Source organism: Blautia sp. AF19-10LB (assembly GCF_003461245.1).
Classification (GTDB): domain Bacteria; phylum Bacillota; class Clostridia; order Lachnospirales; family Lachnospiraceae; genus Blautia_A; species Blautia_A intestinihominis.
In genome coordinates this window covers 1-20827 of record NZ_QTWS01000017.1, presented here as the reverse complement: position 1 = coordinate 20827, position 20827 = coordinate 1, and the positions used below count along the sequence as shown (strand labels likewise).

The following is a 20827-nucleotide window of genomic DNA, read 5'->3' as shown; positions in this document are numbered from 1 at the left end:
ATATGCATCCACCCGGCATTTGGCACTGTCGTTTGTATCACAAGACACTAAATGATCCTGTCTCAAGATCATAATGATAAATCTGATATGTCAGAAAATCTTCTGGCGGAGTCGTTTCATTCACGGTATCCTCCAGAACCTTTTTCAATTCTTCCGGATCTGCACTCTTTTCATTGTGGATCATCACCTCATGAATGCTGGTAAACACCATATAAAATCCTCCCCCCATCAGCTGCCCGATCCGCTCTGCCACACCGGGCAGAAAAATTGCCACAGCTCCATTCGTCCGGATTGTCGTACTGAGACAGTTCCCCAGTACATCTTTCTTCAGCTTGTAATCACATAACAGGTTCATGAAATTCTCTCCTGCATAATCCGGATCAAAAATCAGCTTTTCCCAGCAATAGATCCTTGGTGGCGAAATAAAATATGTATTCAGCAAAGCTTCCTCAAAAACCTGTTTTGGCTCCTGCTCCCACTTTTCCAACATGTGTCGTTTAATCTTGATGCTTGCACTGCTGCCATTCAGTTCTCCCATTCTCGCGTAAAGCACCAGTGCAATGTCGCCAATCGTTCTGTAAATACAGTCTTCAAGTTCTACCTGATTTTTTTCTATATTTAAAAGACGGATAAACAAGTCCTCTTTTATCTTATCATAATCCTCAAGATTTCTGGAGCGCTGAAAACATTCTGATCTTGCGATCGCATCCAGCCGCTCAACGATCTCCCGCACAATCGCTTCCATGCTCCAGCCATTTTGATATTCCCTGAACAGGTCCTGCACATACAACGCACAGACTTCCATGATTTCCTCATTCCGCTGTCTCTTCAATAGAAGCCGATCCCCCGATGTAGGTGGATATTCCGTTTCCTGCTTATAACAGATCATCTCCTCATCGTATCCTGTCGCTTCAAGTAACTCTGAACGAAGTGTTTCTACAAAACTTTCGTATGTCATTTCCATATTTAATTTCCTCGTCTTTCTGAATGTTCGGGCGAACGCCCCTGATAAATGATAGATAGAAAGGGAGCCTGACTGCTCCCTTTTAAGAGTTGCTGTATGAACAGTATATACAGATTTGAAATGTGTGTAAAGAAGTTTTCATCGACAAATTCTCCCCGTCGATGTTGAATGTCGTTGAATAAAAAAGAATCTAAACTTATTTCGAAGGTATTTGTCCATTCTGCATACTGACAAATATTACTGTTTATTTTATATAGAGCCTTTGCGCCTCAGATATTCCAGAAATCCCTCGCATCCTTCTACAATATCTCTGTATGTCAGCTCAAAGTTTCCCGTATACCACGGATCTGCAATATCCCTCGGCCGGTCTGAATAATCCAGCAGAAGACTTACTTTGTGTTCCGGATCACTGCCAAGGATCCGCAGCATGTTTCTCCTGTTCACGCCTTCCATCCCGATCAGATAATGATATTTATCATAATCCGATTTCTTAAGCTGCACCGCCCGCTTGCCCTCACAGGAAATCCCATGCTTTGCAAGCTCTCTCTGCGCCGGCGGATAAACCGGATTCCCGATTCCATTCCAGATCTCCTCCGTACTCGTCGCAGCAGACGCAATATAGAAATCAGACTGCAGTTGTTTTTTGTTGATCATGTCTTTGAAGACGAATTCTGCCATTGGGGAACGGCAGATGTTGCCGTGGCAAACAAATAACACTCTTATCATTGCTTAAAACTCCTTGAAATGCTGTATTTACGCTGTTTACAGGCATTTTCCGATAATCTTCAATCCTGTCATTTTCCTGTATATCACAGCATAAATTCGTATATTTTCTTATCCAAATTTAGTAACTTCTTAGTAATAACCAGCCTGGAAAACAGGCTCTCTAAGAACCTTATAATCAGATTATTTTTAATTCTTTTTTCTATTATTTTATCATACTATGCCAGTTTTGCAATCCTATTCATCTCTTCTTTTGCATCAATTAATCCCAGATGCGTATATACATTTAACGTAACCCCTATATCAGAATGTCCCATTAAATATTGGAGTGCTTTCGGATTCATTCCAGCTTTCGCCATATTGGAACAATATGTATGCCTACATACATGAGGCGTGATCTTTGGCATTTGTTCCTCATGAGTACGATTATACTTTCCTAACGCCCACTGAAAATGTTTTTCCCAATGGAGTGCTACCTCAGGCATATCTTTTTTATCCAGGAATAAAAATCGACTATATCCATCTATAATCGGCTCAACCCTTACTTTTTTACGGTTTTTCACAATCTGTTCAAAACATTCATAAACTTCATCTGTCATCGGCAACATTCGTGTTCCACTTGAAGTTTTGGTATCTTCAATGACGTACTGCATTCCTCTGGTTCTCTGAAGCTGATGATTCACATTGATTTTTCTCTCCTGAAGATCAATATCTTTCACTGTCAATCCACAAAACTCAGAAATACGAAGTCCAGTCTTAAACAAAATAAACATTCCATTATAGTATTTTGAGTAATGGTCATCATTTCGGATAAACTCCAGAAATAACTCTTCCTGTTCTTTTGTAATTGCCTGTCTTGTAACACTGTCATTTACGACAACTGTACATAATTGAAATTCAAAAGGATTCTTGCGCAGTAAATCATCTTCAACTGCCATCTGAAATGCAGGTCTTACAATTCCACGCACACTGTGAATGGAACTGTATCCTCTTCCATCTGCTTGCAGCTTAATAAACCATGCTTTTGCATCCGACAATTTTATTTTATCTATTCTTCTGGTTCCGAATTCTTCTTTTTTTATTATATTGATCACAAAATCATAGTTCGCCTGAGTATTATGACGAACCCCCTTTTTTTGTCCAATATATTTTTGAACCAAATCCAAAACTGTTAAATTTCCTCCGTAAGGTACTATACCATCATGTAAATCTCTTTGGATATTTTTTTCTTTTTCCCTTAGAGCTAAGCATGGTCTGCATCCAGTTGGCAGAGAATCTGTTGGCTCTAATTTCCAACTATACAAAAACTTCTGCTTTCCATAACAATCTGTATATACAAACGCATATCTTCCATCTTTTCTCTGACTTTCTCCGTTTCGTAAAATTCGACCTTTTTTATCTCGTCGTTTTTGGTCACGTTTTGTTTTACCCAAACGTCTTCGCCCCTTTCTACGAAGAAGCCCTAGCACGATATAGGTATTATATCATACCAGGGCTAACATTTCCACTTTAAAGTGCTAAATTGTTCGTATATTTTTTACAAAGACGTAGTCTGATCCAGAAAGGCCTCAAATTTCTTACGGTTAATCAATGACTTACACCCCACCTGGACTGTAAAGCAACATTCTGAATTTAGATGTTCCGAAATAAGCATCCTTATTTTCTTTTCACCTATTCCGAAATATTGCACTGCTTCATCCACCGTAAGCATATATTTTTCCCAAATTGGAATCTTACCTTTTTCAATTTTAATCGCCACTCTTCTCTCCTCCTTTTCTCTTTGGACAAAACATTTTTATCTGCCCATGACAATTTACAATTTTATACACTGTCATCGGCAGATAAAATTACAATACAGGTGGCAGTTCAGTACTCTGCCCACATCGGTTTTGCACCGTCATTAAATATGACCAGATTTTTTCTGGAAGTATCATTATCACAGATATGCTTCGTCGCCCTGTGCAGCTGCTACACATTTTGTCAAATTCTTCTCGCTCCATACCTTTACTTCAATGTTATATTTCAGCATTTCCTCGTATTTACTCCATTAACAGAGCAGATATATCATGGCGGATTTACCTAGTGGCTCTACATATCTTCACGTCCTGTATGTAAAACAATATACAATTTTCAAGGTACAAAAATTCCTGAAGGGGAAAAGGAATCTATATTAAATACTCCCTTTACTGATTACTTTTCCTTACATATGATTTCGTATCAAATCCCAAGGTCTTAGTAATCAGTTTTGCTTCCAGGCGTTGACGCAGAGTTTCATCTACACAGTAATGCACCTGTCCAAATTCGTCAAACATTTTTCTGGTAGCCAAAACTGTTATGTACCCTTCATAATGCTTCAACACTGCCTGGATTGCCTCAGTATCACCAGTTGATGCTGCCTCAATAACATGGAATGGCAGCAAATCAAATGCGCATTTCTGTTTTTTACTTTTTTTCATTTGCAGATTCCTCCATATTTTTTCTCATCAGTTCCAGTGATCGTCTACGATGCTCATTAATTGTGCTGCGTACAAGATTCATTTCTCTGGCAATGTCTGCATCACTCATATCCATAAAATATGATAATAACACAACATTCCTTTTCTTTTCAGTAAGTGTCTGCAGTGCTTCAGCAATCAATGCATCTTTGACTTCTATGTCGTAACCCAGGACCTGAAAACGATGTGTTTCCATTTCATGCTCTTCCATTATAAAAAGTCTGCTCAACTCCTTTTCTGATAATTCTGACAACATCACTTCATACTTCTGGCGATATGCCATATGCTTTTCATAATTAATAACTTCACTTTTCAATGCCAGCTTGCACAGAGAATCAAACTGATGTCTGACTGTCTGCTCATCTTGAAAAGAGGATTGCTCCATAAGAGTTCACCTCCTTCCCCGCCGGTAGGCAATAAGCAAAGTTCTTGCTTCCCCTTCACACATATCCCAAACGGATGAGTGCATTTGTCGGGGTGTGGGAAGAAATTTTTAAAAAATTTCTTAATAAATACGAGAAAATTGTTTTTCCTGTATTTTGAGGTATATAAAAAACGTCCTAATGGGTAGTTTTTAGCCCATCGGACGCTATTTATATCAAAAGATAATATTTTGCCATCATTTTTTGTGGCATATAATTCACTTTTTGAGGTAAAGAAATTTATTTGCTTTTTTGAACTATTTATCTATTTCATCCGTCACGTAATGACGGATATGATACCAGACAATAAAATTCTTAATCTTTCCTATACCTCCGGATCTGTTTTACGGAAATTCAGAATTTTATATGTCTTTTAAAAAGTGAAATATTACCCTCTTTTTTAGTGAAATATTAGTTCATTTTCTTTCAAGAAAGGGAACTATACACTAAACATGGAGGTGTATCATATGCCAAAACAAACAGATAAAGAACTGGGATTGTTTTTTAAGAACGCCCGACACGAGCAAAAATTGACTTATGAAGAATTAGCTGAAAAAGCAGAAATGTCCAGCCGATATTTAAAGGAAATTGAAAATGGGGGCCGAGTTCCCAGTTTTCATAAAATCAGAAAACTGGTACGCGCTTTAAATGTTCCTCCTGAACCATTGTTTTATCCAAACAATCATACAGATAATCTTGATTATCAATGCCTGCTCATGTACCTGTCAAAATGCAACGATGAGCAAATTACCGCTATCCTTGCCATCGTAGAAGCATACCTGCGCACATACAAAATTCCTACAGACCACGATAAACAAGATCCCTGAAATTCATTTGAATTCTATCTGAATTATTCTGAAGAAGCGGTATGGTTTCCCATACCGCCACTCTTAACGTGCATATTTTTCTATCATTCTCTTAACATTCGTGGATTTCTTTATTGCCCCTATATTAATAAGAAACTCAACTACATCCATCATTCCCTGGTAATAAGCCCGCTGCTCCTCTTCATAATGGAAATGTTCTAACTGATCCAGATATTTATTCCAGAAATTCTGCTCACGCTCTGGGATTTTTTCCAGATGTAGTGGCAGCTTCTTTTGTATTTGTTTCAAATTCTTCTCTGCTTCTTTCCATTCTTCCGGCTGTACTGTATATTCTCTTTCTCCGAAGTCACAGCGCAATTCCTCAAATAAATTCGATACTGCTTCATAAAATTCATTCATTTTCTTTCCACCTCTCATTAGAATTATTTCTCATTACAGGCAGCATTATCATTTTCTTATTTCAAAAATCAAATAAACTTTCCAAAAACTTCATCTTTAGAAGTATAGTAACAATATTTTTCCTTAAAATCAATAATAATACTTCATCTTTAGAAACTTTTGAGGATCAGAATGATTATTTATTGGGATAAAAAAACGAACAGTAAAAACAGAATAGGACAACGGGTAAAAGAATTACGAAAGGCTCATAATCTTACTCAGAAAACACTCGCTGCCAAATTACAACTTGCAGGATATGATGTTAATGATCTGGCAATCCTGCGAATTGAACAAGGCACACGTTTCGTTCCCGACTACGAAGTTGTCGCACTGGCCGAAGTATTTAATGTTTCCTGCGAATATCTTCTCGGTCTGACGGACGCTCCTGCAAAATAATTCAATTGTATTGCTGCCCATTCTATGCTAAACTATGGATAGATACTTCTGAACAACATACACTATTTATATTATAAACCGTATGATTGGAGTGATTTCATGGAATTAACAAAAAAAGTCCCTACAACCGATAAAAACCAGGAAAACAATCATCTTCTCCGCATGTTAGACCGGGGAATTGATGATATGGAAGCTGGTCGTGAATTGCCACTGGAAGATGCTTTTCGCAAAATCACAGAATTAAGGGATGCACGAAGAAATGCAAGAATATAAAATTATTTTAACCTGGGAAGCAATTTACGATGTCACAGACATTGCAGATTATATTGAAGAAGAATTCGGCCAGCAACGTGCTGACCGTTTTCAATCTGATCTGAAAGAACAAATGCAGAATTTAGGCCAGTTCAGTACTGCCTTTCCCCGAACTCAAATTCTGTACAGAGGATATTCCATACATAAAAGATCTTTTCCGCCATCTATTATTTTTTATATTATAATGGAAGAAACAAAAGAGATTCATATTCTCCGAGTGTTGCGCCATGAACGAGATTGGGAAAATATCCTGTTGCAAAGATCAACTTATACATATCCAGAATGAATACCTGGGAGCCAATCAGAGATTTTTCTGAAAGGCTTCCTTTTTTATTACTTCCCACTGTCAATTAAATCATAACTCATATCCAGAAAATCCAGCGTCTTAGCTTCACTGACAGAATCATCCAAAAGAATCGTAATCCAGTGTTGCTTATTCATATGATACCCCGGTAAAAATCCATACGTTTGAATAATCATCCCAACCAGATCAGGATCACATTTTACATCCAGGATGTCAATGTTTCCATCTTCTTCTAATCCCAGTATTTTCTTTTCCACTACCATAATTATAGCATACCATTTTCCATTTTTATGTCGAAGCACCGCAGAATCAGGATCTTTTTTCCATAAATATTCCGGTTCAGTTCCATATTGCTCTTTTACATATTGAAAAATTTCTTCACGTTTCAAATTTATCCCTCACTTACGATTTCTTTCTCTGATTATACGCTATCAGGATTGTATTCTCAACCACTTCTCACAGTTCTATTTATGTTTTATAGCTTTTGCATAGCCTGCTTTGCAGGCTACACCCCAAAAGAAGCAAGCACTGCCAGTGTCATGACACCTGGCTCATTTTGTCAAATTCCCTTTCCGGTTCATTCTACCAAAATGTATCAGGGAGTATCCCTGGCCCTCTCATATTTTATAATTTCTTAATTTGACGCTTCCGCCTACTCCTGTTAAAATAAACTGTAGACACATCTATCCAAAACATCATACAGTCAAGTAATATAACTGTCATAACCGAACTGGTTAGACAGTTTTTTTGTACTCTTTTTTATAGAAAAAAACGAATTGGAGGATTTCAATGAGCAAACGTACCAGAATTCATCCCGTACAATTTTATTTGAATGATGACGAACAATACATTTTAGAAGAAAAATATCGTCTTTCCAGGATGAAAAGCAAATCTGCCTTTCTACGGAAAATGATCTTATATGGATTTGTATATGAAGTAGACTACTCTCATATCCGAAAAATGAATACCCTGTTGGGCAATATCAGCAGCAATTTGAATCAGATCACCCATCGTATAAACAGTACCAATACAGTTTACCCAAAGGACCTGGACGATATAAAGGAGTTAATGGAAAAAATATGGCAGTTACAAAAATCCATGGTATCAAAACAACCGTTAATAAAGCAATAGAATACATCTGCAATCCAGATAAAACTGACCAGAATCTATATATTTCTTCCTTTGCCTGCTCTCCCGAAACAGCCGTTCTTGACTTTAAATACACTTTGGATCATACACATGACTGCAGAGATCCGCACAATACAAATAAGGCATTTCATCTGATTCAGGCATTTTCCCCTGGTGAAGTTTCCTATGAAGAAGCCCATCAAATTGGCAAAGAACTTGCGGATCGCTTACTGGAGGGAAAATACTCCTATGTTCTGACAACACACACTGATAAAGGTCATGTACATAACCATTTAATTTTCTGTTCTGCAGATAACATCACTTTTTCTCATTACCATGACTGTAAAAAGAATTACTGGAAAATACGAAATCTCAGCGACACTTTATGCCAGGAACATAACCTGTCCACAATTATGCCAGATGGTAAAAAAGGAATGAAATACAATGAATGGGCTGCAAATAAATCTGAATCCAGTAAAAAAGCGCAGCTGCGAAAAGATATCAACCAGACAATCCGAATTGTTTCCACTTACTCAGAATTTCTTGCATTTATGGAAGCTAAAGGATATGAAATAAAAAACGCAGAATTTGGCGAAAGCAGCAGAAAATACATTACCTTTCGTTCTCCCGATATGTCCCGTCCAGTGCGTGGAAGTGCTAAATCTTTAGGAAAAAATTTTACTAAAGAACGTATCAAAGAACGCATTGAAAATAAACGTCAGAAAGCTATTTTTCCTTCTGTTCATAACAAATTAATAGATACCAATGCTCCCAATATAGCAGGAAACATTGGACTTCAGAAATGGGCAAATAAGGAAAATTTAAAAATTGTCTCTGCTGAATATAACAAGATGTTCACACATAATCTACATAATTTTTCAGAACTTGAAGACCGCATAGCCTTGTTACATATGCAGCAAAAAGAGGTAAATACCTCTGTTGTTTCTCTCGAGTCTCAGATACGCCATCTTCGAGAAATGCTAAAATATGCCGAACAATATCAGAAAAATAAAATTTACGACGACCATTATAAAAGCTCCAAAGATCCAGATCGTTATTTCCGTAAATATGAATCTCAAATTATTCTTTTCGCGGGTGCTGAACATATTTTACAGGAAAATGGTATAAACCTGAAACATCTTAATTCCAATAAGTTGCAAGAGCAAATTGCAGATCTTATTTCCAGAAAAGAATCTCTAAATACTCAATACGTTTCTTTTAAGCAAGAAATAAAAGAGTTGGAATTGATACATCAAAACCTGTCCAAATATCTCAAACAGGATGCTCCTGAAATACAAAGATCTTCTCATAACCAACTCCCTTCTTTGTAAAACCATAATAATAGGCAGCGATTTCACTCGCTGCCTAAATTCCCATTAAACCGATATCCTACACCTCGTACTGTTTGTATATATAATGGTTGTCCAGGATCATCTTCTATTTTTTCTCTGATATTGCAGATATGTCGCATAACCACATTATAATCACCGGAATAAGGTTCATTCCATACCAGATCATAAACCATTTCTTTTCCAAATATTCTACCTGGACTTTTCGCTAAAAAAAGTAAAATATCATATTCATATTTTGAAAGATGAACATCACTATCATTCTTTTTAACAATTCGTTCCTGTAGATATATTTTTAATTCTCCAAACCTTATAATTTCCGGTATGAATTGGTTTTTATGTTCCCAGCTAGTCAATATGTTTTCACTTATGCTTCCATTAGCATCTGTGATTCTCTCAATAATTTCTATCTTTTTCACCTTTATTGCCTCTACATTATTAATTTTATATTCTATATATCATCTGCCATTTGACTTTTTTCTTCTACAAGTAATATAATATATTTATTACATATGTAGGATTTAGCAGGAGGATTTTATTATGTCACTACCCCAGATTTCAGAAGCCGAATTTGAAGTTATGAAAATTGTATGGAAATATGCTCCCATCAATACAAATGAAATTACAGAAAAACTTACTCTAACTACCAGCTGGAGTCCAAAAACAATTCAAACTCTTATCAAGAGACTTGTTTCCAAAAAAGCTCTTTCCTGCGAAAAACAAAGCCGGGTATTTGTCTATACTCCATTAGTCCAAGAAGATGAATATATACGCCAGGAAAGCAATTCTTTTTTAAAGCGATATTATAATGGAAATCTTTCTTCTATGCTGGCTTCTTACCTTGAAGACGATAAGCTCTCTTCAACAGAAATTGATAACTTACGCCATTTATTATCAAAACATCAGAAATAGGAGGTTTTGAATGAGCAACTGGATCATCCACTTTTTAATCAGTAATATCTTCATATGTATTTTTACACTTGTAATAATCGGAACAAAAAAACTTCTGAAAAAATATTTATCTGCGACTACACAGTACCATCTCTGTTTTCTTTTATTTTTATTACTTGCCGTGCCATTTTTTCCTGTACAGATTCATGGCTCACAACTTTTTTCATGGTTACATTTTTTTCAAACTGACTCAGGACTTAACTCTGGTACCGACACGCTATCCGAACTTACCAGTAATACACAAAATATTTTGTTAAACCAGGTGAATGATTTTTCAGTTTCCATCAGTAGTCAATTTTCTGGAGGCTTGAATACCATACTCTTTCTAATATGGATAACGGGTGTTATGATTATGTCAGTCCTCACCCTTCATTCATTAAACTATGTACGTTCCATAAAAAGATCTGCTCTCCCGCTTCAAAATCAGCAGGTAAAAACTATTTATTACAATTGTTTAAAGGAACTTAAAATCTCTCACCCAGTATCAGTCTACAGTACTGCATTTTTAAAATCACCAGTTTTAATCGGAATAATACATCCCAGAATTTACATTCCCATCCATTTAATTTCCGAACTGAATCCTGATGATATGCGTTTTATGCTGCTACACGAATTACAGCATTACCGTCACAAAGATACATTTATTGGCTTCCTCATGGTCATAAGTAATATACTCTACTGGTTTAACCCTTTTGTTTGGTACACTTTAAAAGAAATTCTCTGTGACCGTGAAATAGCCTGTGATTCTGCTGTATTGCAGATGATTTCTGCTGATGAATACCAAGCTTATGGAACTACACTGATTAATTTTGCAGAAAAAATATCCTCTTTTTCCTCTCCACTGGCAGTTGGAATGTCCGGAAATTTCAGGCAGATGAAACGACGTATTCTCAACATCGCCGTTTTTAGGAAAGAAACTCTTTATCAAAAAATGAGAGCATTGATAATTTATCTGGTCATTAGTGCTGTTTTTATTGGATGTACACCCATTTTATCCATTGATGCCTCTACTCAAAACGTATATCATTTTAGTGATACAGACAAAAATATCTCCCTGTTAGATATATCCGAAACATTTGGAACATATGATGGATCATTTGTTTTGTATGACAATAATTTGGATTCCTGGAAAATATACGATCTTGAAGAAGCCACCAAACGTATTCCGCCAGAGTCTACCTACAAAATATACGATGCATTATTAGGGTTGGAATCCGGAATCATCACACCAGAACACTCTTCCATGACATGGAATGGTGATGCCTTTCCTTTTCCATCCTGGGAAGCTGATCAGGATTTAAACTCTGCTATGCAAAATTCCGTTAACTGGTATTTCCAGGCAATTGATTCGCAGCTCGGAATTAACAGAGTCCAGGAATTTTTGAATAAAATAGAATATGGAAACCAGACAACCAGTTCAAATCTGGATTTATACTGGTCCGATTTTTCATTAAAAATCTCGCCTTTAGAGCAAGTAACATTATTGAAAAAATTTAACACAAATGAATTCCATCTAAATTCCCAAAATGTATTTTCTGTTAAAAATGCTATAAAAATTGCCAGTACACCTAATGGTAATTTCTACGGAAAAACTGGAACCGGTCGTGTCAACGGACAGGATATCAACGGCTGGTTTATCGGATATGTAGAAACTTCCGATAACAGCTATTATTTTGCAACCAATATCCAAAGTGATTCTAATGCAACTGGCAAAAAAGCATTTGAAATCACTTCTGATATCTTAAAAAAATTACATATATGGAATTAACAAATATGAAAGGGCTGATAGTTGTTATCAGTTCTTTCTTTTTATTCTATATTGATATTTGGGAACTTCTTTCGTACCATTATTCAGAATTTTATTCCCCATATATTTAAAACTCTTATCATCGTTGAACTTAACAGTCAGCTCACTTGTAATAACGGCATCATTACATATAAATGTATCACATACAGCATCAACAACCAGCACATTGTTTCCCTCTCCGCTATCTCTTATTTCAACGACCTCCGGTAAAGATGTTCCAAAGCTATAATTTAAACAACCAAATTGTTCCCAGTCATAAGTTTGATGTTCCGAATCAAATACTGCCCATTTTTTAATTTGATCTGCTGTTATCGGCAAAAACTCCATTATCAGATTTTCAAACTCTTCTGCCGGAATTCCACTTGAGTTACCTGAAAACTCATATCTCTCCCCGTATTTCATTCGATATAAATATTCATATAAACCATTATAATCTAACCCTTCCATATCAGATCTATCCCAATCAGAACATAAAAGATTATTCCCCTGATATCCAAGCAAATACACACACCTCTTTGAAACTTCCCTGCATTCATCACTTAAAGGTTTAATTCTTATCATAGAACTGCCATCAACCGCTTCTGATACTTCCGGATACTTTGGAACGCATAGCGTATAACCAAACCAGCCTTTTTCTGTATATTTCCATTCTTCTATCCTTGTATACGAAACATATACAATAGATGGATTGTCGTTCATACCCCAAACAGCTTTCACAGCCAGCAAATACATATCTGTCCCATCATAATTGAATTTGAGTCTTTCTATCCCACCATCCCTGTTAATCCTATATAAGACGATATCTCCTGTCAGATCCTGTTCTGCCCTGAAAAGAAATTCTTCCATTTTAGAATAATTAGCCATATTTGAATACGGTGCTGATGTAATAACGGGGACATTTTTTTCCTTTAATACTTCCTGCATTTCTTCCATTACTGTCTCAGAAACTACTATATTCGATGAAGTCCCTTTATCCGCCTTTTGATAAATGACTTTCATCTGATTCATAACATTCTTACAATCTTCAATAGCTTCTTCTTTCACGACTTCATCTACTGGCAAATCATATCCTCTTTCTTGTACAGCATAATTCGCAGTTTCCTGTGAAATATATTCTAAATCAGCCCCTTTACATTTTGTATTTCCTATGAAAAAGCATCCCGAAATAAATAAAACGCTCATCATCTTTTTCAGTTTTCTTTTTGTAATCATATCAATTATCTCCATAACATTCCTCCCACTTTTCGTCTGATAATCTTTCCGTATACCAGGTAACCTCTATTTCTGACCTTGATACATAATTGGATACATATTGAAATCTATCTTTATCTAACAGCCGAATGGTTACGCTATGACAAAACGCCTGATCTAATTCTTTTTGTGGCCATACCGCATTTACTTCCAGTGTTATTGTTCCATCTTGATTTTCTATGTAGGAAACAACTTCCGGATATGGAATATATGGTGTGGGAGCAAAATCATATACGATTCCTCTGGTTCGATACCGATATGTCTGTGTTTCCGTGTGAAATACCGTTCCTGTCTGCAGTATCTCTGCGCTTATATTAAAATATTTTTGAAATATCGCTTCAAATGATTCTTTTGGGATTTCATAAGTCTTTCCTTCCTTAAATTCATCAGCTTTTTCTTCCATTGAAAGTAAACGGTCAAAAACATCATAAAAATTTATTCCATCATAATTTTTTTCACTCCAATTAGAAGTAAACAATTTATTAAGTGTATATCCAAAAGGAAGTATATATTTTCGATTCAGCTCCCTGCATTTTTTATTTAACGGCACTACCCGAAAGGCCCGATATCCAGACGGTCCATCATATCCAGCCGGATGATATTCTTCCATAAAGAAATACCCGTTTTCTGTATATTTCCATGAATTAGCTCTAAACTCATGATAATATGTTTCCTGCCAAGTATCCTCTTTCCATTTAAAAGAGCTTACTTCAACGTCTATTTTCCCCTGTTTGGTTTTCAGATCATACCGAATAAAATGATCCCCTGCTATAACTTGAAATATAGTAGTTTTTCCATTTTTCTCTTTTTCTGCTTTTTTCAAAAAATCATCTACTTTAATACTTTGAACCATATCCAGCTGATTGTAGGAATCAATTACTGCATATCCATATTTTCCAAAATAATCCATACTTTTTTGTATTGTACTCAGCTCATATAGTGCATTTTCTTTCACAGCATTCTCATATATGCTCTGATAGCCTTCTGCTAGCATTTCACACTCTCTGTAAATTTTTTCTTTCGTATCTTCAATTGTCTTTTTCTGCTCTTTCTTTATGCCACATCCACTACAGACAGCAAGAAAAATAACTCCCACAAATATTTTCCAAATTTTTTTCATATCATTTTCCTCTTACATTTGTAATATTTAAAGGTAAAAATTATTCATTACCAAGATATTCATCCAGTATCGCCTTATCCTTTTCCACCACATAACCGCTTCCTCCAATATCTTTCACATTCTCTACCATACTGATGAGCAAAATAGGATTCTTTGTATCTCTGTCTGTAGTAAAAACTGTAAACCAGCCAATTTCTGTTCCAGATGTATCTTCTTTTGTAGCTTTCAGTTCCGCTGTTCCGGTTTTTCCTGCTAATCTAATGTCTTCCCTGCATGCTCCATAACCAGTTCCTTCCGGGTTATTCACTACACCCTCTAACCCCTCCATAACCTCCGAAACAATTTGTGGTGAAAAAGCATCTTTTATCCAGATTTCACTGGAAGTGCTTCCACCATCCGCGTGAAGATATGGCTTTATCATATTTCCATCATTTAGAAAAGCCGTATAAATGCTTGCAAGATGCAAAGGATTTACCAGAATCTGTCCCTGTCCATACCCACTGTCAGCAAGCTGGATTTCTGTTTCTATCTTGTCCGTATTAGAATACTGAGACTCTGACATTTTAATATCAAATGGAAGTTCCTGATTAAATCCTATTTGATTTAGAGATTGCATCAGTTGATCCGCACCGATTTTTAATGCTGCTTTTGCAAAATAAATATTATCTGAATAAATAAGCGCATTTTTCAAGATCACAGGTGCATAATCATGAAGTGTAGTCACTGTATAATCTCCCCACGAGGAATCTTTCTGCCATGCCAGACCCTCATTTCCAAAATCGTCATTTGCAGTAAATGCCCCCACTTTTAATCCAATTGCAGCAATTACAGATTTAAAAGTTGAGCCTGGACACCATGTCTGGCGAAAGCGGTTGTATAAAGGCCTGTCTTCATTTTCATTTAATGCACTCCACTGGCTATTGTCCATTCCACGTACAAAATCATTATTATCATAAGATGGCGTACTTACCAACGCCAGTACTTCCCCTGTATAAGGATTCAAGGCTACAGAACATCCTCTGTCTTCTTTAAATTGTTCATAAAGAGTACTTTGAAGATTGCCATCAATCGTAGTATGGATATCTTCTCCATCTTTTTTAGGCTCATATGCAATGACACTTTTTTTATTTCCATTTGCATCTACAATACAGATCTCACACCCATCTGTCCCTTTTAGTTCTTTTTCATAAAGCGTTTCCAGTCCCGTCTTTCCAATCACACTGTTTGTACGATACCCTTCCCCTTTATGTTCCTGCAAATCCTCGGCTGTAACCGCCTGTACATACCCTATCAGATGAGAGGCAGCTTCTTTTAGATAATAAGTTCGTACTTTTACATCAGATAACATAATACCTGGAATCTTCAATAATGTGTCCTGCTTTTCTTTTTCTTCCAGAACAGTTTCATCCGGATTCACTGTCAGAAGATCGACCTCTTGTATTTTAGGAATTGTTGCTACTGGTACAAAAGAATCTGCTTTTACCCAACCGGCTTTTAACTTATCCTCAATTTCGTCTGCTCCAATTCCAAGATACTCTGCCAGTTTTTTTATTGTATCTTCCCTGTTCTCCATTCTGCCCGGAACAATTCCTACCGAAGATGCAGTTCCCTCTCCAGCCAGCTGGCGACCATTTCTGTCTAAAATATTTCCTCTTTTTGCCTCTTCTAACGTTACCTGAACTTTATCCGTTGCAGATAACTCTGGAAAAATCAACTGATCCTGCCAGATTAAATGATATCCTGTCCAGTTATGTGAAAATACCGCATTGTTGGTAAATTCTACATTTCCTGCAGCAGTCTGCATATTTGTTGTATAGGAAACTGCCGCATTTCCGTTTTCTTTTCTTTTTGCTGTAATATCGGTTATGGACAGATCAGACATCTCAATGCCTTCATATATTTTAGAATTTCGTTCTATAAATTCTTCCTTACTGTTCATGCTGCTTTTTTTCTGATCCAGCATGGCATACATTTGCTCATATTCCCCTTTTTCAATATATTTCATATATTCCATTAGTCTTTTTTCAGGAACATTACAATTCATTATTGTTACAATACCGATTCCACCACCAATCAATATACCGCTAAATAAAACTATTTTTGTAATAATCTTCGTGTGTTTTTTTCTTTTCTTTTTTCTCATATAGTTTTATTTCTCCTTTTTTCATATTTTCTTAAATATTACACTTGTAATATTTAAACGTCAAGTTTTTTCTTAGGTTTATATATGTAAACAAGAGGAAAGATTTGGAAAAAAAAGAAAGGGCATCTCAAAGCCCTCTTTGATAAAGAACTTTACCGACACCCTGAGGTAATGGTTTCTCCGGATGTTTCCCAAACGCTATAATCACTCTCCAGAAGAACCAAAAACGATTTTTAATTTTCTCTCAGAAAAAAAGAACTACTCTAAATCTGCTGATCTTTGAAATAACCCCGCTCGTTTCTTATAATCACAAACATATTCAGGCAACACATTCTTTGCTGGCAGATTATTATAGCGGAAAACGCAACAAATCCCTTTATTAACTTTTGTTCCATATATTTCCTGTACCAATCCTATTGTTTCATCATCTGAACAAAAGCTCTTCGGAATCTCCCTACAATCCCTGATAATAACGCAAATCTGTTTACTATGTCTTCTCTGTTAGTATACAAGCCAGCTAATCTCTTTATTATAGTATCTAAATACTTCTTCCCAATTCCACTACTCAAAATTTCTTCAGTCACTATTTCTGCAGATATGTTTTTATATCAGCCAGAGTTCCCCTGGCTGAATTCTTCCAATATATACCTGTTAACACTTCTCAATGCTGACACTTTTTCCTTCGCTTCTCATCTTTCACCTGCTATACTGCACTCTGGCTTGAATTCATTCCCCCTCTTCCAGTTCCGATTTATAATCTTCCAAGTCTATAAGAAAAGTCTCATATCCTTCATCACTCATGCATAACAGCTTTCTTAGGGTATTGCAGACAAGCCCGATCATATCCGCATCCCCTTTTAGAAATGGAATGATATGGTCGATTGCTTCCATTGTGTCATTTCTGTTTCCTTTATCAAACATTGCGGTTACTAAACATTCGTCTGTATCAAAGTTCATTGTCAGATCCATCATAATTCTACATCCCCCTTCTTATGTGCTTTGGTTTTTTCTGCTTCTTTATTTTTCTGTTCCTGTGCTTTTGCCCTTGCCTAAAACTTTTTCAACGACTGCAGCACAGATTTTTTCAGTTCCCCTTTTTCGCCCTTTGCCGGCTCTTTCTTTTGTGTCTGGTTCGGTTCCACTGATCCAGATTCTTTCTTGACTGGTGCTTCTGGAACTTCCTGTTTCACTTCCACAGTCTGTTTTGTTTCCTGCACCTTTTCATGTTTCTCGTTCAGATATTTTTCCATATCGTTGATTGCTTTCTGTACCAATGGACTTTCCTTATAATGTGGAATCATATCAATCAGATTCCTTTCTATCCTGTCTCCACTCATAAGTCCGTATTCCCCGGAATAATCCTCATCCCCGTCCTGCAGATCAAAACCAATCCCTTTGATTCCATGCAGGCGTTCTGCCGGAATACTTTCATAGATTTTGATTGCTTCTTCCAGAGTAAGATTATTATGGTACTCACCCATGACCGGGAACTCCATGCACTCTGCTACATAGAAACTGATCGTAGCTTCTGGCTGTTCCTGCTCAGGCTGTCTGGTAAAGATAGAAAGGGTTTCTGCATTTTCCAGACGGGAAAGTAATGACCGGGCAGTTATCACATCACTGTCTATATCAGATTCTTCCGATACTTCAACGAGCCAGTCCTTTAAACACTCTGTTTTCTTATTCAGGATGTCCTCTGTGATTTTCTCCACCTGTTCTTCCCTGTTCTCAACGGTATCTTTATATTCGTAAGTGTCATATTCATAGCTGAAATTATCTAAATCCACCGCCAGCTTTTTGATCTCCTGCTGATCAAGATAGGCTTCGGATTCCCTCATATATTCTGCCAGAGTAATTCTTTCTTCTGCAATAGGATTGATGTCTACCTTAATACCTGCCATTGCCATACCATGAGCATTTAATTCATTGAAGAAACTGTCCTCCCGGATATTGCCACGATAAGAAAGCACCACATCAAGGTCAGAATCATCTCTGTAAAGTTCCTCTCTGCTTCTGGAACCATGCACCCTTGCTGCAAGTAGCTCTACTTCATTTTCTAATCCCATATCTTCCAGAATACCCTGTGCGTGATACAAGACACCCCGTTCCACTTCTGCCCTGCTAAGACCATTTAATGCAACCTCATCTCTTCCAATCTCAGAAGTCGCACGAAGTTCACCTGCCTGCAGTAAGTCTTTGGAATGTTGGATAGTCATTGCCTCAAATTCTTTATAGTCCACTTTGATACATTCCATATCATCCATTCTTTCACTTTTCAGGATTTCATAAGTAGCTTTCTGAACAGATACTTTGGGATCGTCATAATCATTGGAATGGATTTCGTGCAGGTTAGAGTCATAAAAAATATAAAAATACCCTTCTCCTGTTGCCTGTACAGTCAGATACCCTTTACTCTTGGTAAACTGCATGGCGATTCCCTCACAGGTATCCACTGCTCTTTCCCGGTCATAATCCTCGAAAATACTTGGTGGACAATTCTTTAATAACTGTGCCAGCTGCATCTGCCGTTCGCCTGCTTCTTCCACTTCTGCCATCAAATCCTCATAGTCAACGGGAACTGCATTTTCCAGGGACATATCTTCATCTTCCAGAATATCTTCCATTGCCTGCCGCATAGAAACATCAGGATTATCATAGGCACCGCCGTCGATCTCATCATAATCCAAAGCATAAAAGGTATAATCATAGCCTTCCTCTGTTCTCTGGATTGCAAAATACCTATCGTCAATCTTATATGCCCGTTCATCCGATTCTAGTTCTGGCATAAGTCCCTCTACAGAAATCCTTTTCTCCTGCAGATATTCTGAAATAGCTTCCAATGCTCCTGCATCATACCCATTCCAGAGATCTTCTGCGACAAGCTGACCCTGTTCCGATACGATAATCCCTGCCACATCTGAACCATACTCATCATGCTCCATGAAGAAGAACTTCTCCCCTGCATACTCTCTTTCATCTACTGTATGCCAGGTTCCCGCATGTCCATCTGCTTCAAATCCTCTGGTATCTGCTGTAATGGTGACTTCCGCTTCATCCAATGCCTGTTCAATCTTCTGCATACGGATCTCTGCTCTTGCCATATCAATAAATCCATCTAACACCGCCGGATGGCTTTCTATCACATAATCCTGATTCATGTTCTTTCCCTGATTGATATTTTCCGGGATCTCGATATGCTCTGCCCAGTCTTTGTTCTGTCTGGAAAATCTGCCATCATAAGAAAGTTCCCGAAGCGTATTTGCCATAACAAACGTCATACGTTCTTCTCCAAACTGTTCCAGCACTTGCGTTGCGGCATCTTCCTTTAAATGCAGCCCATCAAAATTTAATGCGATTGCTTCCTCGATTGCTTTCTTACAATCAATATTTAACTTTCTGGAATCCAGATAAGCATCTACATCCCGTTCTTCCATTGCCTGAGCAAGTGTTCCTTTATAGACTGGCGGGTAGGCTCTGGTATGATTATTTTCCAGCATCTCCATTCTCTGCTGTACAAAGTCCGGAAGGTCCTCAAAGCCGAAAGAGTCCACATAATAAGCCTTTGTCTCTGCCGTTCGGTTTATAACAATGACATCACTTACCGATAAGGAATGTCCATGAAAATCGTTCGGGCGGTTGATATTAAATCTCTCAAAAATATCATCTAATGTGATCGTTGGTATCCACGGAGCCACATACGCCATCCTGTAGTCTTTTCCATTAATGGTATAGCCTAATTTTTGAGCTGATTCAAAACCCATAAACTGATAAGTGTGCTCTCCACCCGTATCCATCTGATAGATTGCAAAACGACCGCTTTCTCCATGAAAAAGCAAAGTTTCATCAATCTTTTCCGCACTGTCTTGTTCCAGTTTTTCCTGTCTGGTGGCAAATGCTTCTTTTTCTTCATATTGCATGGTATTTTCTCTTTCCAGCTCATGCATCTGCTCCTCAATGTTCCCAATGATCTCTGCAGATGTTTTTCGGATGGTATCCATTGATGCTTTCAACGCCTTCATATCCCTGCTCTCGCACCAGCTGGCGATATAGGTAAACGAATATTCTGAAGTATCCAGACCAAAATGGTTGCAGACTATGTAAGCGATACTTTCTGCTTCAAATGGAAACATTAACATTTGAAGCGTTATACTCAGCATTCCAAAATGTTAATCATTTTAAAGAATGCTGAGAAATAAG

22 protein-coding genes are annotated in these 20827 nt (G+C 37.1%); 8 read left to right on the top strand and 14 right to left on the bottom strand.

All coding sequences use genetic code 11. The features are described from left to right. Window positions 1-37: 37 nt before the first annotated feature. The 6 genes from DWX28_RS10495 to DWX28_RS10470 form a co-directional block, all read right to left on the bottom strand. The gene (locus DWX28_RS10495) at window positions 38-964 is read right to left on the bottom strand and encodes a DUF5688 family protein (protein ID WP_118252649.1); all 927 of its coding nucleotides are present in this window, start codon (window positions 962-964) and stop codon (window positions 38-40) included. A gap of 249 nt (window positions 965-1213) precedes the next feature. Further along, window positions 1214-1690 (bottom strand): low molecular weight protein-tyrosine-phosphatase, encoded by a 477-nt coding sequence (locus DWX28_RS10490; RefSeq protein ID WP_118252648.1) that lies wholly within the window; start codon window positions 1688-1690, stop codon window positions 1214-1216. 215 nt (window positions 1691-1905) lie between these two features. Then, window positions 1906-3120 (bottom strand): site-specific integrase, encoded by a 1215-nt coding sequence (locus DWX28_RS10485; RefSeq protein ID WP_044960653.1) that lies wholly within the window; start codon window positions 3118-3120, stop codon window positions 1906-1908. Window positions 3121-3224: 104 nt separating this feature from the next. After that, entirely contained in the window at window positions 3225-3446 is a 222-nt protein-coding gene (locus DWX28_RS10480; protein WP_021650362.1) for an excisionase, read from the bottom strand. A gap of 424 nt (window positions 3447-3870) precedes the next feature. After that, window positions 3871-4143 carry a helix-turn-helix domain-containing protein gene (locus DWX28_RS10475; RefSeq protein WP_015541278.1) on the bottom strand — a complete coding sequence of 91 codons (273 nt, stop codon included), beginning with the start codon at window positions 4141-4143 and terminating at the stop codon, window positions 3871-3873. After that, window positions 4130-4567, bottom strand: a complete 438-nt coding sequence (locus DWX28_RS10470) for an RNA polymerase sigma factor (protein ID WP_015541277.1) — start codon at window positions 4565-4567, stop codon at window positions 4130-4132. Before DWX28_RS10470 ends, DWX28_RS10475 begins: the two co-directional genes overlap by 14 nt. 504 nt (window positions 4568-5071) lie before the next feature. On the opposite strand from DWX28_RS10470, the gene DWX28_RS10465 reads away from it, so the two are divergent. Beyond that, window positions 5072-5431, top strand: coding sequence for a helix-turn-helix domain-containing protein (locus DWX28_RS10465; protein ID WP_118252647.1), 360 nt, complete (start codon window positions 5072-5074; stop codon window positions 5429-5431). Window positions 5432-5494: 63 nt separating this feature from the next. Here DWX28_RS10465 and DWX28_RS10460 read toward each other — a convergent pair whose 3' ends face one another. Continuing rightward, the gene (locus tag DWX28_RS10460; protein ID WP_022214380.1) at window positions 5495-5830 is read right to left on the bottom strand and encodes a hypothetical protein; all 336 of its coding nucleotides are present in this window, start codon (window positions 5828-5830) and stop codon (window positions 5495-5497) included. A gap of 171 nt (window positions 5831-6001) precedes the next feature. Here DWX28_RS10460 and DWX28_RS10455 point away from each other — a divergent pair, with 171 nt between their 5' ends. From DWX28_RS10455 to DWX28_RS10450, 3 genes are all read left to right on the top strand, one after another. Further along, on the top strand, window positions 6002-6265 hold the full coding sequence (locus DWX28_RS10455; RefSeq protein WP_118045780.1) for a helix-turn-helix domain-containing protein: 264 nt from the start codon (window positions 6002-6004) through the stop codon (window positions 6263-6265). Window positions 6266-6364: 99 nt separating this feature from the next. After that, window positions 6365-6538, top strand: coding sequence for a hypothetical protein (locus DWX28_RS19535; RefSeq protein ID WP_005426514.1), 174 nt, complete (start codon window positions 6365-6367; stop codon window positions 6536-6538). Continuing rightward, a complete protein-coding gene (locus tag DWX28_RS10450) occupies window positions 6525-6863 on the top strand; it encodes a type II toxin-antitoxin system RelE/ParE family toxin (protein WP_019162149.1) in 339 nt (112 codons plus the stop codon). The genes DWX28_RS19535 and DWX28_RS10450 overlap by 14 nt, the downstream gene beginning before the upstream one ends. 47 nt (window positions 6864-6910) lie before the next feature. On the opposite strand, the gene DWX28_RS10445 is transcribed toward DWX28_RS10450, so the two are convergent. After that, window positions 6911-7270 carry an MmcQ/YjbR family DNA-binding protein gene (locus DWX28_RS10445; protein WP_019162150.1) on the bottom strand — a complete coding sequence of 120 codons (360 nt, stop codon included), beginning with the start codon at window positions 7268-7270 and terminating at the stop codon, window positions 6911-6913. 400 nt (window positions 7271-7670) lie between these two features. On the opposite strand from DWX28_RS10445, the gene DWX28_RS10440 reads away from it, so the two are divergent. Further along, the gene (locus tag DWX28_RS10440; RefSeq protein WP_005426517.1) at window positions 7671-8012 is read left to right on the top strand and encodes a plasmid mobilization protein; all 342 of its coding nucleotides are present in this window, start codon (window positions 7671-7673) and stop codon (window positions 8010-8012) included. Next, window positions 7961-9340, top strand: coding sequence for a relaxase/mobilization nuclease domain-containing protein (locus DWX28_RS10435; RefSeq protein ID WP_015541272.1), 1380 nt, complete (start codon window positions 7961-7963; stop codon window positions 9338-9340). Before DWX28_RS10440 ends, DWX28_RS10435 begins: the two co-directional genes overlap by 52 nt. Before the next feature lie 23 nt (window positions 9341-9363). On the opposite strand, the gene DWX28_RS10430 is transcribed toward DWX28_RS10435, so the two are convergent. After that, window positions 9364-9777 (bottom strand): winged helix-turn-helix domain-containing protein, encoded by a 414-nt coding sequence (locus DWX28_RS10430; RefSeq protein ID WP_019162151.1) that lies wholly within the window; start codon window positions 9775-9777, stop codon window positions 9364-9366. Between the two features lie 118 nt (window positions 9778-9895). Here DWX28_RS10430 and DWX28_RS10425 point away from each other — a divergent pair, with 118 nt between their 5' ends. Together DWX28_RS10425 and DWX28_RS10420 are read left to right on the top strand one after the other, a co-directional pair. Then, on the top strand, window positions 9896-10270 hold the full coding sequence (locus DWX28_RS10425; protein WP_026077000.1) for a BlaI/MecI/CopY family transcriptional regulator: 375 nt from the start codon (window positions 9896-9898) through the stop codon (window positions 10268-10270). Between the two features lie 10 nt (window positions 10271-10280). Further along, window positions 10281-12077, top strand: coding sequence for a BlaR1 family beta-lactam sensor/signal transducer (locus DWX28_RS10420; RefSeq protein WP_118252646.1), 1797 nt, complete (start codon window positions 10281-10283; stop codon window positions 12075-12077). Window positions 12078-12104: 27 nt separating this feature from the next. Here the strand turns inward: DWX28_RS10420 and DWX28_RS10415 are convergent, their stop codons facing one another. The 5 genes from DWX28_RS10415 to DWX28_RS10395 all read right to left on the bottom strand — a co-directional run bounded on the left by DWX28_RS10415 (window position 12105) and on the right by DWX28_RS10395 (window position 20766). Continuing rightward, window positions 12105-13343 carry a DUF6070 family protein gene (locus tag DWX28_RS10415; protein WP_118252645.1) on the bottom strand — a complete coding sequence of 413 codons (1239 nt, stop codon included), beginning with the start codon at window positions 13341-13343 and terminating at the stop codon, window positions 12105-12107. Next, window positions 13330-14487, bottom strand: coding sequence for a DUF6070 family protein (locus DWX28_RS10410; RefSeq protein ID WP_118012902.1), 1158 nt, complete (start codon window positions 14485-14487; stop codon window positions 13330-13332). The genes DWX28_RS10415 and DWX28_RS10410 overlap by 14 nt, the downstream gene beginning before the upstream one ends. 40 nt (window positions 14488-14527) lie before the next feature. Then, a complete protein-coding gene (locus DWX28_RS10405; protein WP_118252644.1) occupies window positions 14528-16630 on the bottom strand; it encodes a penicillin-binding transpeptidase domain-containing protein in 2103 nt (700 codons plus the stop codon). A gap of 726 nt (window positions 16631-17356) precedes the next feature. Beyond that, window positions 17357-17602 (bottom strand): transposon-transfer assisting family protein, encoded by a 246-nt coding sequence (locus DWX28_RS10400; RefSeq protein WP_118252643.1) that lies wholly within the window; start codon window positions 17600-17602, stop codon window positions 17357-17359. A gap of 77 nt (window positions 17603-17679) precedes the next feature. Further along, window positions 17680-20766, bottom strand: coding sequence for a DUF3849 domain-containing protein (locus tag DWX28_RS10395; protein WP_330417650.1), 3087 nt, complete (start codon window positions 20764-20766; stop codon window positions 17680-17682). Window positions 20767-20827: the final 61 nt, after the last annotated feature.